This is a genomic window from Streptosporangium sp. NPDC000509 (assembly GCF_042898365.1).
In the GTDB taxonomy this organism is placed as follows: Bacteria; Actinomycetota; Actinomycetes; order Streptosporangiales; family Streptosporangiaceae; genus Streptosporangium.
Map to the genome: position 1 here is coordinate 239696 of NZ_JBIAYX010000008.1, position 15748 is coordinate 255443.

At 69.6% G+C, this 15748-nt stretch carries 17 protein-coding genes; 11 read left to right on the forward strand and 6 right to left on the reverse strand.

Annotated features, from left to right (window positions below):
- The first annotated feature begins 67 nt into the window (after positions 1 to 67).
- The 6 genes from ACFY3D_RS16985 (at position 68) to era (ending at position 5484) form a co-directional block, all read left to right on the forward strand.
- Positions 68 to 1132, forward strand: coding sequence for a PhoH family protein (locus ACFY3D_RS16985; protein WP_389980338.1), 1065 nt, complete (start codon positions 68 to 70; stop codon positions 1130 to 1132).
- Positions 1133 to 1241: 109 nt separating this feature from the next.
- Entirely contained in the window at positions 1242 to 1724 is a 483-nt protein-coding gene (ybeY, locus tag ACFY3D_RS16990; RefSeq protein ID WP_344742683.1) for an rRNA maturation RNase YbeY, read from the forward strand.
- The gene (locus ACFY3D_RS16995; RefSeq protein ID WP_389980340.1) at positions 1721 to 3022 is read left to right on the forward strand and encodes a hemolysin family protein; all 1302 of its coding nucleotides are present in this window, start codon (positions 1721 to 1723) and stop codon (positions 3020 to 3022) included. The genes ybeY and ACFY3D_RS16995 overlap by 4 nt, the downstream gene beginning before the upstream one ends.
- Positions 3023 to 3493: 471 nt before the next feature.
- Positions 3494 to 4063: a hypothetical protein gene (locus tag ACFY3D_RS17000; RefSeq protein ID WP_389980342.1), complete on the forward strand. Its 570-nt coding sequence runs from the start codon at positions 3494 to 3496 to the stop codon at positions 4061 to 4063.
- Positions 4064 to 4192: 129 nt separating this feature from the next.
- Positions 4193 to 4546 (forward strand): cytidine deaminase, encoded by a 354-nt coding sequence (locus tag ACFY3D_RS17005; RefSeq protein ID WP_350944553.1) that lies wholly within the window; start codon positions 4193 to 4195, stop codon positions 4544 to 4546.
- 17 nt (positions 4547 to 4563) lie between these two features.
- Entirely contained in the window at positions 4564 to 5484 is a 921-nt protein-coding gene (gene era, locus ACFY3D_RS17010; protein ID WP_362898423.1) for a GTPase Era, read from the forward strand.
- A gap of 169 nt (positions 5485 to 5653) precedes the next feature.
- Here the strand turns inward: era and ACFY3D_RS17015 are convergent, their stop codons facing one another.
- The 6 genes from ACFY3D_RS17015 to ACFY3D_RS17040 form a co-directional block, all read right to left on the reverse strand.
- Entirely contained in the window at positions 5654 to 6373 is a 720-nt protein-coding gene (locus ACFY3D_RS17015) for an urease accessory protein UreD (protein ID WP_389980344.1), read from the reverse strand.
- Positions 6374 to 6461: 88 nt separating this feature from the next.
- Positions 6462 to 7130, reverse strand: coding sequence for an urease accessory protein UreG (gene ureG / locus ACFY3D_RS17020; protein ID WP_350944549.1), 669 nt, complete (start codon positions 7128 to 7130; stop codon positions 6462 to 6464).
- Positions 7131 to 7157: 27 nt separating this feature from the next.
- Complete coding sequence (locus tag ACFY3D_RS17025) at positions 7158 to 8117, reverse strand: urease accessory protein UreF (protein WP_389980346.1); 960 nt, start codon at positions 8115 to 8117, stop codon at positions 7158 to 7160.
- Positions 8118 to 8176: 59 nt separating this feature from the next.
- Positions 8177 to 9892, reverse strand: coding sequence for an urease subunit alpha (locus ACFY3D_RS17030; RefSeq protein WP_389980348.1), 1716 nt, complete (start codon positions 9890 to 9892; stop codon positions 8177 to 8179).
- A complete protein-coding gene (locus ACFY3D_RS17035; protein ID WP_350944545.1) occupies positions 9882 to 10208 on the reverse strand; it encodes an urease subunit beta in 327 nt (108 codons plus the stop codon). Before ACFY3D_RS17035 ends, ACFY3D_RS17030 begins: the two co-directional genes overlap by 11 nt.
- Before the next feature lie 70 nt (positions 10209 to 10278).
- Positions 10279 to 10581, reverse strand: a complete 303-nt coding sequence (locus ACFY3D_RS17040) for an urease subunit gamma (protein ID WP_350944544.1) — start codon at positions 10579 to 10581, stop codon at positions 10279 to 10281.
- Between the two features lie 379 nt (positions 10582 to 10960).
- Here ACFY3D_RS17040 and urtA point away from each other — a divergent pair, with 379 nt between their 5' ends.
- The 5 genes from urtA (at position 10961) to urtE (ending at position 15662) form a co-directional block, all read left to right on the forward strand.
- Entirely contained in the window at positions 10961 to 12154 is a 1194-nt protein-coding gene (urtA, locus tag ACFY3D_RS17045) for an urea ABC transporter substrate-binding protein (RefSeq protein WP_389980479.1), read from the forward strand.
- Between the two features lie 116 nt (positions 12155 to 12270).
- Positions 12271 to 13137 carry an urea ABC transporter permease subunit UrtB gene (urtB, locus tag ACFY3D_RS17050; RefSeq protein WP_350944542.1) on the forward strand — a complete coding sequence of 289 codons (867 nt, stop codon included), beginning with the start codon at positions 12271 to 12273 and terminating at the stop codon, positions 13135 to 13137.
- Complete coding sequence (gene urtC, locus ACFY3D_RS17055) at positions 13134 to 14240, forward strand: urea ABC transporter permease subunit UrtC (protein WP_389980350.1); 1107 nt, start codon at positions 13134 to 13136, stop codon at positions 14238 to 14240. The genes urtB and urtC overlap by 4 nt, the downstream gene beginning before the upstream one ends.
- Positions 14237 to 14995: an urea ABC transporter ATP-binding protein UrtD gene (urtD, locus tag ACFY3D_RS17060; RefSeq protein ID WP_389980352.1), complete on the forward strand. Its 759-nt coding sequence runs from the start codon at positions 14237 to 14239 to the stop codon at positions 14993 to 14995. The genes urtC and urtD overlap by 4 nt, the downstream gene beginning before the upstream one ends.
- The gene (gene urtE / locus ACFY3D_RS17065) at positions 14973 to 15662 is read left to right on the forward strand and encodes an urea ABC transporter ATP-binding subunit UrtE (protein ID WP_362898413.1); all 690 of its coding nucleotides are present in this window, start codon (positions 14973 to 14975) and stop codon (positions 15660 to 15662) included. The genes urtD and urtE overlap by 23 nt, the downstream gene beginning before the upstream one ends.
- Positions 15663 to 15748 lie beyond the last annotated feature (86 nt).

The window sequence follows — 15748 nt, forward strand, 5'->3', positions numbered from 1 at the left end:
TCGCGGATAGCATGGCGTTGAAGTTCCGCGCCTATATCTGGAGGCGAACAGGCCGTAAGGCCCGCTCATGTCCGAGACAAACGATTCCAGCAGAACGCCGCCGAGGTCCCGGGGTGCCAGCCGGACCCAGGCGAAGGTGGTTATTCCGGACGATCAGTCGATGGTCAGCCTGCTGGGCTCGCGCGACGAGTTGTTGCGCGTCATCGAGGGCGCCTTCCGCGCCGACATCCACGTCCGGGGCAACGAGATCACCGTCACCGGCAGCCCCGAGGAGAGCAGCACCGTGGTGCGGCTCTTCGAGGAGATGTCCGAACTCGTCCGCGGGGGCGCGCAGCTCACGGCCGACGCGGTCGAGCGCAGCATCGCGATGCTGCGGATGACCTCCGACAGGCCCGCCGAGGTGCTCTCCCTGGACATCATCTCCTCGCGGGGCCGGACCATCCGCCCGAAGACCGTGAACCAGAAGCGTTACGTCGACGCGATCGACAAGTTCACCGTCGTCTTCGGCATCGGTCCGGCAGGCACGGGCAAGACCTACCTCGCCATGGCGAAGGCCGTGAAGGCCCTCCAGGAGAAGAAGGTCAACCGGATCATCCTCACCCGCCCCGCCGTCGAGGCGGGCGAGAGGCTGGGCTTCCTGCCGGGCACGCTCTACGAGAAGATCGACCCCTACCTGCGCCCGCTCTACGACGCGCTGCACGACATGCTCGACCCCGACTCGATCCCCAGGCTGATGGCCGCGGGCACGATCGAGGTCGCCCCCCTGGCCTACATGCGCGGCCGTACGCTCAACGACGCCTACATCATCCTGGACGAGGCGCAGAACACCTCGCCGGAGCAGATGAAGATGTTCCTGACGCGGCTGGGCTTCAACTCGAAGATCGTTGTCACCGGAGACGTCACCCAGGTCGACCTGCCGAACGGCACACAGAGCGGCCTCCGGGTCGTCCAGGACATCCTCGATGGCATCTCCGACATCCACTTCAGCCGCCTGACCAGCGCCGACGTGGTGCGGCATAAGCTGGTGGGAGACATCGTGGACGCGTACGGACGCTACGACGAGACGCAGCGCCAGAGCAGCGCGGTGGAGCAGATCAAGGGCGTGGTCAAACGTCCCCGAGGGAGATCATGAGAACGGCCGGTCGAGAGGCGATGAGCGTGGAGCGACTCCGGCGCGGGAAACCGATCGGGGCGCGGGGCACGAGCCGGCCGCGTGGCGAGCGGGGAGCGAGGAGCGCCCGATGAGCGTCGAGGTCAACAACGAGTCCGGTGTCGAGATCGACGAGGGGCTCATCGTCTCGCTCGCGGGGCACGTGCTGGAGCGGATGGGCATCAACCCGCTCGCCGAGCTGTCGATCCTGGTCGTCGACGAAGAGGCGATGTCGGTGCTGCACGAACAGTGGATGGGCGAGCCCGGCCCCACCGACGTGCTCGCCTTCCCGATGGACGAGTTGCGCCCCGGGCCCGGCGCGGGGGCGAGGCAGGAGGGCGACGCGCCCACCGACCCGGCGCTCCTCGGTGACGTGGTGCTCTGCCCGCAGGTGGCCGCCAAGCAGGGGGCCGAGGCCGGGCACGGCACCGAGGCCGAGCTGGAGCTGCTGTGCACGCACGGCATCCTCCACCTGCTCGGATACGACCACGCCGAGCCCGAGGAGCACAAGGAGATGTTCGGCCTTCAGGGCGAGCTTCTGGAGTCGTGGCGGGAGGTGCGCCCCCAGCGGTGAACCTCGCCAACGGGTGGTTGTTCGCGGCCGTCGTCCTCGTCGTGGTCGGCGGGTTGATCGCCAGCGCGGAGACGGCCCTGACCCGCATCTCAAGGGTTCGCGCGGAGGAGTTCGGCCGCGAAGGCCGCCGGGGCGCAGGGCGCCTGCAGGCCATCGTCGCCGACCCGCCGCGCTACCTGAACCTGCTGCTCCTGCTCCGGTTGAGCTGCGAGCTGGTCGCCACGGTGATCGCCACGCTGCTCTTCATCGACTGGCTCGGCGACCGGGGCGGTGCCTACGCCGCCGCCGCAGCCGTCATGATCGTCATCAGCTACGTGATCGTCGGGGTCTCCCCGCGCACGCTGGGGCGTCAGCACGCGGAGCCGATCGCGCTCGCGAGCGCGCCCCTCGTCTACGGGCTGACCCGGATCTTCGGCCCCCTGCCCAAGCTGCTCATCCTGCTCGGCAACGCCGTGACGCCCGGCAAGGGCTTCCGCGAGGGGCCCTTCACCTCGGAGGCCGAGCTGCGCGACCTGGTCGACCTGGCCGAGGAGCGCAGGGTGATCGAGCCCGACGAGCGGGAGATGATCCACTCGGTCTTCGAGCTCGGTGACACCCTGGCCCGCGAGGTCATGGTGCCCCGTACCGACATGGTGTTCATCGAGCGCGGCAAGACGCTGAACCAGGCTCTGTCGCTCGCTCTGCGCAGCGGTTTCTCGCGGATCCCCGTGGTCGGTGAGAACGAGGACGACGTCATCGGTATCGCCTACCTCAAGGACATCGCGCGCCGGGTGCAGGACACCGGTGACGAGGGGCGTGCCGAGCCGGTGGAGTCCCTCATGCGCCCGGCCACCTACGTGCCGGAGAGCAAGCCGATCGACCAGCTTCTCCGTGAGATGCAGGCCCGCCAGATCCACCAGGCCATCGTCATCGACGAGTACGGCGGCACGGCCGGTCTGGTCACCATCGAGGACATTCTGGAGGAGATCGTCGGTGAGATCACCGACGAGTACGACCAGGAGGCGCCCAGGGTGGAGCCGCTGGAGGGCGGCGCGGTCCGGGTGACCGCGAGGCTCCCGGTGAGCGACCTGGAGGACCTGTTCGGCATCGAGCTTGAGGTCGACGACGTCGAGACCGTCGGAGGGTTGCTGGCGCACGCGCTGGGCCGGGTGCCGATCGCCGGTTCCCACGCGGTGGTGGAGGGTCTCAGCCTGACGGCCGAGAGCCTCGCCGGGCGCCGCAACCGGATCGGCACGGTCCTCGTCACCAGGGCCGTTCCCGCCGAGCCCGACTCGGTCTCGGCCTCCGCCGACCAGTGAGGGGTCCCGGGCCGCCGCGGAGGCCCGGGGAAGCGCCCCATGCGTTTTGGGTGGGTTATCCGTTTACAAGCCATTCGCAAGCCTCTCGCAACCGGGGCGCGCGACTCTTCTCTCACGGCACCCGGTCGCGCGGGAGCCGGTGGGGAAGGTCCCGGTGCCCGGAGGGGTTCGCGGTGCGAGGGATCTACCTCAGGGGAGACAGGGTCACGCAGAGCTCCGAGGCTGTTCTGCGTGACTCGCGCAAGGGTGTTCTCGACCGTGAGGTGCGGTTGAGGGCACCCTTAGGCGTTTATTGAATGATTGCCGCTTTTGCCGATGGGGAAGAAAGCGGGTCGGTGGGGACAGGGACGCCTCGCACATGACATCGGGGGAATGGTCATGACACGGGGGATGAGTTTTGTCGTTTTTGTAGTGTGGTGTGGACTTTTGTCGGGTGTTTTGGTCGGGTGTGGCGAGCAGGAAAAGGGCGGGGTGCCGGATCGTGCCGCAGAGCGGGACCGGCTGCGGGCGGTACTCGGCGAGGCGCGAGGGCTGCCTGACGGGTTCACGACACGCCCGCGCGCCGGCTGGCGCGCCCCCTTCAAAGCCGTCGACGAGGACTGCAGACTCGTCCTCGACGCCGCCGGAGGCAGGCCGCCGAAGCGGGCGCTGGAAGCACGGGCCGCCGTGACCTACCAGGGCGACGGGGTCGGGGAACTGGCCGGGTTCGGCCTGGCCTCCTACGACGGCGACGACGCCGCACTCCACTTCGGCGAGCTCGCCGAGGCGCTGGGCGGCTGCCCTGTCGTGCGCACGCCCATGGCGGGTCGCGGCACCGCCTTCAGGGTCTCCGACCTGGACCTGGATCTGAGCGGGGTCGGTGACGGGGTGCGGGCGAGGCGGTTGAACGGCAGGCTGGACGGATACCCGTACGAGATCCACCTGGTGTTCGCGCTCAGCGGTCACACCCTGATCTCGCTGGTACACGCCGGGGTGAGGGAAGTCGACGCCGCGCGTACCGGGCAGCTCGCCCGCCTGCTGGTCGACGAGGCCGGCACGTGAAAGGGCACGCCGTACCAGCGGATGCGCCGGCAGGATGCGGCCTGCGGTTCGCCGGGAGAACCGGCCTCGCCCCGGCGGGGTTCGCCGGGAGAACCCCGCCGGGGCGAGGCCGGGTCGCGGTGAGGGGTGATGGCTGAATACCCTTGTGCCGTGAGTGACGCGACCCTCGATCCCGAGGACAAGAAGATCATCGTGCTGGCCCGTTCCGCCCGTGCCCGCAACGGCGCCGCGGAGGGGGCCGCCGTGCGGGACGAGACGGGCAGGACCTACTCGGCGACCAACGTGGCGCTGCCGTCACTGACCCTCTCCGCGCTCCAGGTCGCCGTGGCGATGGCCGTCTCCAGCGGAGCGGAGTCACTGGAGGCCGCCGCGCTGGTCACGGCGGGTGAAGGCCCCTCGGATGCCGACACGCGGGCGGTCCGCGATCTGGGCGGTGAGACCGTGCTCGTGGCCGGCCCCGACGGGACACCGCGTCAGAGCTGAGTCCGGTATCGGGGACAATGGTGGACGTGAGTTCCTCAGCTGCTGATTTCCATGCCGGTTTCGCCTGCTTCGTCGGCCGGCCCAACGTCGGCAAGTCCACGCTGATGAACGCGTTGGTCGGCACGAAGGTGGCGATCACCTCCTCCAAGCCCCAGACGACCCGCCGGGCCATCCGTGGCATCGTGCACCGCCCCGACTCCCAGCTCATCATCGTCGACACTCCCGGGCTGCACCGGCCCCGCACGCTTCTGGGCGAGCGGCTGGACAGCCTGGTGCTCTCCACCCTCACCGAGGTCGACGTGATCGGCTTCTGCGTGCCCGCCAACGAGCCCATCGGCAAGGGCGACCGGTTCATCGCGGAGAAGCTCGCGGGCATCAAGAAGACCCCGGTGGTCGCCGTGGTGACCAAGTGCGACCTGGCGACCCGCGAGCAGATCGCCGCGCAGCTGCTCGCGATCTCCCAGCTCGCCGACTTCGATGACATCGTCCCGGTCTCCGCGCAGTCGGGCGAGCAGCTCGACGTGCTCGCCGACGTGCTGGTCCGGCGCCTGCCACCGAGCCCGCCGCTGTACGAGGGAGGCCGGCTCACCGACGAGCCCGAGCAGGTGCTGGTGGGCGAGCTGATCCGCGAGGCGGCCCTGGAGGGCGTACGCGACGAGTTGCCGCACTCGATCGCGGTCGTCGTCGACGAGATGATGCCCAGGGAGGGCCGCGACGACCTGCTCGACATCTACGCGCACATGTTCGTCGAGCGTCCGTCACAGAAGGCCATCGTGATCGGGCACAAGGGCTCCCGGCTCAAGGACGTCGGCAGCCGTGCCCGCGGGCAGATCGAGGCGCTTCTCGGCACCCGCGTCTACCTCGACCTGCGCATCAGCGTCGCCAAGGACTGGCAGCGCGACCCCAAGCAGCTCCGCCGCCTGGGCTTCTACGACTGAGAGCGGCACCGAGGCACTTCGAACCCGGTGAGAGCACGACGGGTGCCGGTCCGTCTTTGAACGTTGACCGGGTATCACCACCTGATGAGGGCCGGATCCGGTTTTTCCCGCAAGGTCGTTGTGACGGCCCGGTGGCTCCGCCGGCCGGGTCTCTACGAGCGAGGATCCGTCATCGCCGTATCAAAGCGGTCGCCTCCTCACCGTGCCCGAGCCGCCGCCGCAGCTCGACGGCGTCCCGGCCCAGCGCGGAGACCAGGGTGGCCGGGCCGGCGAGCGGAAGGACGGCCCAGCCGTCCCCCACCGTCGTCTCCGGCGCCCGTCCGGTGATCAGGGTGCTGCCCACGCAGCGGGCGTCACCGTAGACGGCGGAGCTGCCGTCGATCTCCGGATCGCCGACCACGAACTCCTGCCGCAGCAGCGGCACCCCGCCGAGAACGGCGTCGAAGCGCGAGTGGCAACGCCCGGGCCGCTCGCCGTACCGGCCGAAGACGATCTCCTCGCGCCAGAACACCCGCGCGTCCTCGGCCAGGTCCAGCCGGACGGCCGTCCGGTGCAGGCAATCCGCCGCGAGCACCGTCGGTTCCGGCGCGAACCGCAGCGAGGCGCCCGCGCCGACCCTGACCGTGATCGTCATCAGCGACTCGGCCCCCGTGAAACCGGGCAGCACCAGCGTGCTCGCCACCGACCGCACCTCAAGCGCGGTGCCCGGTGCCACCTCGATGTCGAGGGCGAGGTCGTCGCCGCCCAGCGGACCCGCGGCGGTGGACACCAGGTGCACCCGGCCCGGCGCGGTCGCCCGCACCGTGAGCGGCGGTCCGGAACGCATCGTGGCCAGGACGGTCCGGCCGCCGGAGTCCCGCCGGGTGACGATCTCCGCCCGTGCCCTCATCGACCGCCGCCCGGCCCGCTCGGGCTCGGGTCGTAGGGATCGTGCGGGCCGTGCGGGGGCGGGAGCGGAGTCGGTGACGGACATGAGGTCAGACGCCGGAGTGTTCGTGGGCCCAGGACGAGACCAGGCCGGTGACCCATTCCGAGACCGCGTGCGCGCTCGGGTCCTCCCTGATCGAGGTGAACAGCACGGGCCTGCCCTCCCGTACGGCCGCCGCGTCGCGTGACATCACCGTGAGGTCCGCACCGACCATCGGCGCCAGGTCGGTCTTGTTGACCACGAGCAGGTCGGCCGTCGTCACGCCGGGGCCGCCCTTGCGTGGGACCTTGTCGCCGCCCGACACGTCCAGGACGAAGATCTGCCGGTCGGCCAGGCCCCTGCTGAAGGTGGCGGTGAGGTTGTCCCCGCCACTCTCCACGATCACCAGATCGAGCGGGCCGAACCGCTCCTCCAGGCTCTCCACCGCGTCGAGGTTGGCCGCGATGTCGTCGCGGATGGCGGTGTGCGGGCAGCATCCGGTCTGGACGGCGACGATCCGCTCGGGATGGAGCACGCCCGCTCTGCGCAGGAAGTCGGCGTCCTCGGTGGTGTAGATGTCGTTGGTCACCACACCCAGGCGCATCGAAGGGCCGAGCGTCCGGCACAGGGCCGCGGTCAGCGCGGTCTTGCCGCTGCCGACCGGGCCTCCGATGCCCAGGCGTAATGCTCGTCCGTGAGGGTCGGCGGCGTGGTGGTGGTCGTCGTGGTTGGCGCCCATGGGGGTCACCGTCCTTCCAGATGGTCGTCAGGAGACGAAGAGCCTCAGATCTGCGCGGATGTGCTGTTCGGCGAGCAGGTCGAGCGCGGGGGCGGCGTGCGCGGGCAGTGACTCCCACGATTCCCACGACTCCCATGACATCCCGGGCCCTCGGGACTTTCCGGTTTCTCCGGACTCCCGCGACTTCTCGGGCTCTCGGGGCTTTCCGGCTCCCCAGGACTCCCGGGATCGGGACGCAGGCCCGGTGGGGACGGCGGCCGCGACCCTTTCCAGGGCCGGGGCGAGTTCGGCGAGCAGGCGGTGGACGGCCACCGGGTCGAGTCCCAGCAGCCGTACCGCCGCCGTGGCGGGTCCGGTGACGGAGGTGTAGGCCGCCGCGAGGGCGGCCTCGGCGGGGGAGCAGCCCGCCACCGCCGCCACCGCGCCGAGCGCGAGAGGGTGGTGGACCCCCGAGGTGACGGCTCCGGCCGACGCGTCGAGCACCGGGGAGGGCCAGATTCTCCGCGAGGTGCGCAGCAGCAGCCTGCCCTGCGTGCGGCTCGCCTCCCGCTGGGCGGGCGAGGAGATCCTGGCGTCTGCCTCCGCGTCCAGCCGTACCCAGAGCGAACGGCTCGTCTCCGGATCCGGAGACGAGCCGTTCGCGGGAGCGGGATCGGGGCCGTTCGCGGGCGTGAGAGCCGGACCGTTCACGAGAGCGGCGCCGTCAGCCGGGGGGAGGCCGTTCGTCCGCGTGGGAACCTCCGCCGGAGAGCCGCCCGCCGGAGGCGAGAGGCTCGCGGAGAGGTGGGCCGTGCCGAGCTCGCAGGCCGCGGCGGCGAGGGCGGCCGTCACGAGGCCCGCGGTGGCGAGGCGGCCCCGCAGGAAGGCGGCGAGGCCGGGAAGGTCGTGGATCGCACCGATCCTGACCGCCTCCTCGGCGCCTCCGGAGTGGCCGTGACCCCCGGCGGGCAGCCGGGAGTCGGCCAGGAGCAGCAACGCGGCGTTCATGCGCTACGGGGCCTCACCTTCGGCTGGACGGGACAGCGGGGCGGTCGATCGGGAACCGGTCAGAACAGGAAGTAGCGCTGGGTCATGGGCAGGGTCTCGGCGGGGGCGGGTTCGATCACCTCGCCGTCGACGCTGACGGCGAAGGTGTCGGGATGGACGTCGATCCTGGGCATCGCGTCGTTGAGCGGCATGCTCTCCTTGCCCCTGCGACGCACGTCGGCGACAGGCAGCAGGCGCCTGCGTACGGCGAGCCGGTCGGCGAGGCCGTCCTCGATCGCGAGGGGGGCGACGAAGTGGACCGACGTGGCGGAGGCGGTGAGCGGGGCGGCACCGAACATCGGGCGCGGCATGACCGGTTGCGGTGTCGGGATGGAGGCGTTGGCGTCACCCATCTGGGCGTACGCGATGACACCACCCTTGACCACCAGGTCCGGTTTGACGCCGAAGAAAGCCGGATCCCACAGGACGAGGTCGGCCAGCTTGCCGACCTCCACCGAGCCGACCTCGCCGTCCAGGCCGTGGGCCACGGCCGGGCAGATCGTGTACTTGGCGACGTAGCGCCGGGCGCGGAGGTTGTCCGCGGGGCCGTCACCGGGAAGCGCGCCCCGGCGGCGCTTCATCACGTGCGCGGTCTGCCAGGTGCGGATGATCGTCTCGCCCACCCGGCCCATCGCCTGGGAGTCCGAGCCGATCATCGAGATCGCACCCATGTCGTGCAGGATGTCCTCGGCCGCCATCGTGGACGGCCGGATCCGGGACTCGGCGAAGGCCAGGTCCTCGGGGATGGACGGGTTGAGGTGGTGGCAGACCATCAGCATGTCGAGGTGCTCGTCGAGCGTGTTGACGGTGTGCGGGCGGGTCGGGTTCGTCGAGGACGGCAGGATGTTGCCGTAGGAGGCGACCCGGATGATGTCCGGCGCGTGACCGCCGCCCGCCCCCTCGGTGTGGTACGCGTGGATCATCCGGTCGCCGATCGCCGCGAGCGTCGACTCCACGAACCCGGCCTCGTTGAGGGTGTCGGTGTGGATCGTGACCTGGGTGCCGGTGTCGTCGGCGACCGAGAGGCAGGCGTCGATCGCGGAGGGGGTGGTGCCCCAGTCCTCGTGCAGCTTGAACCCCGAGGCCCCGGCGCGGAGCTGTTCGAGCAGCCCTTCGCGGCTGACCGTGTTGCCCTTGCCGAGCAGCGCGACGTTGATCGGGTAGGAGTCGAGCGACTCCAGCATCCGGGCGAGATACCAGGTGCCGGTGACGGTGGTGGCCTTGGTGCCCTCGGCGGGTCCCGTGCCGCCGCCCACGATGGTGGTCACCCCCGCGGCGAGGGCCTCGTCGAGGATCTGCGGGCAGATCAGGTGGACGTGGGAGTCGATCGCCCCGGCGGTCAGGATCTTCCCGTTGCCCGCGAGGATCTCGGTCGAGGGGCCGATGACCAGGTCGGGGTGGACGCCGTCCATGGTGTCGGGGTTTCCCGCCTTGCCGATCGCGACGATGCGGCCGTCGCGGATCCCGATGTCGGCCTTCACCACGCCCCAGTGGTCGAGGATCACCGCGCCGGTGATCACCAGGTCGGGCGAACCCTCGGCCCTGGTGGTCCTGGCCTGGCCCATCGACTCCCTGATGACCTTGCCGCCGCCGAAGACGGCCTCGTCACCCGCTCCGGAAGGGCCCATCGACAGGTCCTCGGTGACCTCGATGAGCAGGTCGGTGTCGGCCAGCCTGACCCGGTCGCCGGTGGTGGGGCCGTAGAGCGCGGCGTAGCGCGATCGTTCAATGAACACCGGGGCTCCCGTCGAGAGGTCCGGCCCACTCGGGGCGGAGGCCGGGGACGATCCGCAGTCCGCCGATCGGTACGAGGGTGACATCGCGCTCCACACCGGGCTCGAACCGCACCGCCGTGCCGGCGGGGACGTCGAGCCGGGTGCCCCAGGCCGCCTCGCGGTCGAACTCCAGGCCGGGGTTGCAGGCGGCGAAGTGGTAGTGCGAGCCGACCTGGATCGGCCGGTCGGCGGTGTTGACGACGCGGACGGTGACGCGCTCACGGCCCGGGTTGAGCGGGATGGGCGCGTCGCCGTACTGGATCTCACCGGGTGTCATCGGCGCTCACCGTTCCTGGGATGTGAGGGGCCGGTGGAAAGTCGTGGGCTCTCATGAGATCGGCCGGGGCTCACGGGATCGGGTGGTGGACGGTGACGAGTTTGGTGCCGTCGGGGAAGGTGGCCTCGATCTGGACCGACGACAGCATCTCGGGCACCCCCTCCATGACGTCGTCGCGGGAGAGCACCTTGCGGCCCGCGTCCATCAGCTCGGCGACGGTGCGCCCGTCTCTGGCGCCCTCCATGAGGAAGGACGCGATGATCGCGGTGGCCTCGGGGTGGTTGAGCCGGAGGCCCCGTGACCTGCGGTCGCGGGCGACACCGGCGGCGACGTGGATGAGCAGGCGTTCCTGCTCGTGTGGTGTGAGCCGCATTCCCGGACCATAGGAACCGGCGGTTTCCATGATGTTGCACGTCGATGTCGTGCTGGTTTCCAGGTGGTGCGGATCGTACGAACGGGAGAGAAGCGGCCATCGGTGTCCCCTTTCCTGCGGGTATACCGACGCGTTCCGAAGTGAATATCACGAAATTTGCTGATTTGTCAGGATAAAAAGTGGTGCGGTGTCCGCGCCGCCACGTCCTGTCACAGCGGTGAAATCCCGGTAAAGCGCAATTAACAACTGCGAACTAGTCGGGAAACCTCACTCAGTCACCTTGACGGCAGATAGCTCGGTGCGGGGGCCGTACCGGCAAGGAGGAAAGTCATTGAGGAACACAGTGTGGCGCTCCGGAGTCGTCGCCGTGGCGCTGGCCATGGCACTGACCGCATGTGGAGGCGAAGCCCCTGCGGACAAGAACGCGGCCAGTGCCGGTGGCGGTGGCGGTGAGGACGGCATCAAGGTCGGCATCCTGCACTCGCTCAGCGGGACCATGGCCATCAGCGAGGTGACCGTGCGGGACTCCGAGCTGCTCGCGATCGAGGAGATCAACGCCGCCGGAGGCGTACTCGGCAAGAAGCTGATCCCCGTCGTGGAGGACGGCGCGTCCGACTGGCCCACCTTCGCGGAGAAGGCCACCAAGCTCATCCGCCAGGACAAGGTCGCCACCACCTTCGGTGGATGGACCTCCGCCAGCCGCAAGGCGATGCTGCCGGTGTTCGAGCGGAGCAAGGCCCTGCTGTGGTACCCGGTCCAGTACGAGGGCCTGGAGAGCTCGCCCTACATCTTCTACACCGGCGCCACCACCAACCAGCAGATCATCCCTGGCCTGGACTACCTCAAGGAACAGGGCAAGAAGAAGATATTCCTGGTCGGCAGCGACTACGTCTTCCCCCGCACCGCCAACAAGATCATCAAGGCGTACGCGGCGGCGAACGGGATGGAGATCCTCGGCGAGGAGTACACCCCCCTCGGTCACACCGAGTACAGCACGCTGACCAACAAGGTCGTCCAGGCCAAACCGGACGCGGTCTTCAACACCCTCAACGGTGACAGCAACGTCGCCTTCTTCAAGCAGCTCAACAGCGCGGGGGTCACCGCCGAGAAGATGCCCGTCCTGTCGGTGAGCGTCGCCGAGGAGGAGGTCAAGGGCATCGGCGTCGACAACATCGCCGGCCACCCCGTCGCCTGGAACTACTACCAGACCACGGAGAACCCGGCGAACGAGAAGTTCGTCGCCGCGTTCAAGGCCAAGTACGGCGCCGACAAGGTGACCTCCGACCCGATGGAGGCCGGATACAACGCCGTCTACCTCTGGGCCGAGGCCGCCAAGAAGGCCGGAACCGTCGAGGTCGAAGCCGTCAAGAAGGTCGCCGGGGGCATCGCCCTGGAGCGCCCCGAGGGCCTGGTCACCATCGACGGCGAGAACCAGCACATGTACAAGACGGCGAGGATCGGGGTGATCCAGCCCGACGGTCTCATCAAGGAGGTCTGGAACTCCGGCGAACCGATCAAGCCCGACCCCTACCTCAAGGGCTACCCCTGGGCGAGCGGCCTGGCCAACGGCTGACCCCCTCTCAGACCGGCTCCGGACCGGGCCGTGACCAGATCACGGGCAGCACCGTGGCGCACCCACAATGCGGCACGGCCCGCTCCGGAGCCAGACACTCCTAGGAAGGGGATTCGGTGGAGGCCTTCCTCAACCAGCTCCCGATCGGCCTGTCCATCGGCGCCGTACTGCTCCTCATCGCCCTCGGCCTGACGTTCACGTTCGGCCAGATGGGCGTGATCAACATGGCCCACGGCGAGTTCATCATGGCGGGCGCGTACACCGCCTACCTGCTCCAGGACCTCACCGGCCGGATGGCCGTGATCGTCGCCCTGCCCGTCGCCTTCCTGGTCGCCGGGCTGATGGGGCTCATCCTCGAACGGACCGCGATCCGCCACTTCTACGGCCGCCCGCTCGACACCCTGCTGCTCACCTGGGGTGTGAGCCTCGTGCTGCAGCAGCTCGCCCGCGACCTGTTCGGGGCGCCCAACGTGCAGGTACAGGCACCCACCTGGCTGCAGGGCGGCATCGCGTCCCTGCCCTACAACCGGCTGTTCATCTTCGCCCTCGCCATCGTCACCGTCGTCGGCATCTGGGCCTACATGAACCGCACCGGCCAGGGGCGGCGGATGCAGGCGGTGATGCAGAACCGCCAGCTGGCCGCGGTCAGCGGCATCAACACCGCCCACGTGGACCAGCGCACCTTCTTCATCGGCTCCGGCCTGGCCGGGGTCGCCGGAGTGGCCCTCACCCTCATCGGCCCCGTCGGACCCGCCCTCGGCACCTACTACATCGTCGACGCCTTCCTCGTGGTCGTCGCCGGAGGCCTCGGCCAGCTGCGCGGCGCCGTCATCGCCGCCGCCGGCCTCGGCCTGCTCAACTCCTACGCCGAGTTCTGGAGCGACGCCAGCCTGGCGAAGGTGATCGTGTTCGCCGCGATCATCGCCTTCCTCCAGTTCCGGCCCCAGGGCCTGTTCGTACTCCGATCGAGGGCTTTGACATGAATCTCGCACGTCTCAGGGGGCCCGGGGTCTTCGCGGTGGTGGCCGTGCTCGCCCTCGTGGTCGCGCCGCTCCTGCTGGAGCCCTTCCGTCTCGGCCTGCTGGCCAAGTATCTCTGCTTCGCGATCATCGCCCTGGGCATCGGCCTGGCCTGGGGGCAGGGCGGCATGCTCACCCTGGGCCAGGGCGTGTTCTTCGGCCTCGGCGGCTACGCCATGGCGATGCACCTGAAACTGGTGGACGCCCAGGGCGACCTGCCCGACTTCATGGTGTGGAGCGGGGTCGAGCAGCTGCCCGCCCTGTGGAAACCGTTCGCGAACCCGGTGTTCGCGCTCGCCATGGTCGTCGTCGGGCCGATGGCGATCGCCACGGTGCTCGGCCTGCTGGTGTTCAGGCAGCGGGTGCGCGGCGCCTACTTCGCGATCCTCACCCAGGCGCTCGCCGCCGCGTTCGTCATCCTGCTCGTCGGCCAGCAGGGCCTGACCGGCGGCACCAACGGCCTGACCAACTTCTACGACCTGTTCGGCCAGGACCTGGCGGCCGACTCCACCCAGCGCGGGCTGTACCTCGCGGTCGCGATCGTCACGGGACTGCTCTATCTCGGTGCCCGCCAGCTGGTCAAAAGCCGCTTCGGGCGGCTGCTCGTCGCGATCAGGGACGGTGAGGACCGCGTCAGGTTCCTCGGCTACGACCCCGCCAGGATCAAGACCGTCACCTTCGCGCTCTCAGCGGGCATGGCCGGGCTCGCGGGGGCCCTGTTCGTGCCCGTGGTCGGCATCATCTCGCCCGCGCTGCTGGGCGTGGTCCCCTCCCTCGAACTCGTCGTCGCGGTCGCGGTGGGCGGCAGGTTCGCGCTGGCCGGGGCGATCCTCGGCGCGGTCGTGATGGGGTACGCCAAGACGTCCTTCAGCGAGCAGTTCGCCGACGGCTGGCTCTACCTGCAGGGCGCGCTGTTCATCCTCGTCATGACCCTGGCCCCCAAGGGGATCCTCGGCGTGGCGGCGTCGGCGCGCGACGCCTGGGCGCGCAGGTCGAGGCGTCGTACGGACCCGGAACCGCCGCCCGCGGACGCCCCCGGAGTGAGAGTCATGGAGGAGGTCGGATGAGCCCGATGATCGAGGTGCGCGGGCTGTCGGTGGTCTTCGACGGCTTCCGCGCCATCGACGGCATCGACCTCACCGTCGAGAAGGGGGAGCTGCGCTTCCTGATCGGCCCCAACGGGGCGGGGAAGACCACGCTCATCGACGTCATCACCGGCCTCACCCGCCCGACCACCGGCGAGGTCGTCTTCGACGGGAAAAGCCTGGTCGGGCAGCGCGAACACAAGATCGTACGGCTCGGCGTCGGGCGGACCTTCCAGACCTCGGTGGTCTTCGAGGAGCTCACCGTCCTGGAGAACCTCGACCTGGCCGCGTCGTTCCGCAGGCCGCTCTGGTCGCTGGCCCGGCGCAGGCGGGGCATCTCGGAGGCCGTCGCCGAGGCCCTGGAGACCACCGGCCTCAAAGAGCTGGCCGATCGGCCCGCGGGGGTGCTCTCCCACGGTCAGCGGCAGTGGCTGGAGATCGGCATGCTGCTCACCCAGAGTCCCAAGCTGCTCCTGCTGGACGAGCCGGTGGCCGGTATGTCCAAGGACGAGCGGGAGCGCACCGGCGAGCTTCTCACGTCCGTGGCGAACGACCACACGGTGATCGTGATCGAACATGACATGGAGTTCCTGCGCAGGTACGCCTCGCAGGTCACCGTCCTGCACGAGGGCAAGGTGCTGATCGAGGGGTCGGTCGACGAGGTTCGCGACGATCCGCGCGTGCAGGAGGTCTATATCGGAAGGAAGCGCAGCGATGCTGTCGGTACAGGAACTTGACGCCGGGTACGGCAGGGCCCGGGTGCTGTTCGGAGTCTCCCTGGAGGTGGAGCCGGGGCAGCTGATGTGCGTGATGGGCCGCAACGGGGTCGGCAAGACCACCCTGCTCAACACGGTGATGGGCGTGCTGCCCGCCACCGCGGGATCGGTCACCTTCGAGGGCCGCGACGTGACCCGCATGCCGCCGCACGAGCGGGTCCGGCTCGGCATGGCGTACGTCCCCCAGGGGCACGAGACGTTCCCGCAGCTCAGCGTGCTCGGCAATCTGCAGGTCACGCTGGAGGCCGCCAAGGGGTCGCAGGAGGCGCTGGAGGAGGCCCTGGAGACCTTCCCGCGTCTGAAGCCGCTGCTCAAGCGGCGCGCCGGATTCCTGTCCGGCGGGCAGCAACAGCAGCTCGCCATCGCCCGCGCCCTCGTCACCCGTCCCAAGCTGCTCATCCTCGACGAGCCCACCGAGGGCATCCAGCCGTCGATCGTCATCGAGATCGAGGAGGCGATCGAGCGGCTGCACGCCACGGGCCTGTCGGTTCTGCTGGTCGAGCAGTATCTGGATCTGGCGCTCCGCCTCGCCGACCGTTTCCTCATTCTCGACGCCGGGCACGTCGTCCACTCAGGGGCGGCCGAGGAACTGCGCGGGGAGGGAATTCACCGTCTTCTCGCCGTCTGATCCGCAGAAAATCCGAATCGGACTTCCAACATCAAGAAGGGCCCATTTGATCACTTCTTGATGAAGAGCCTCCCGCGGCGGGTGAC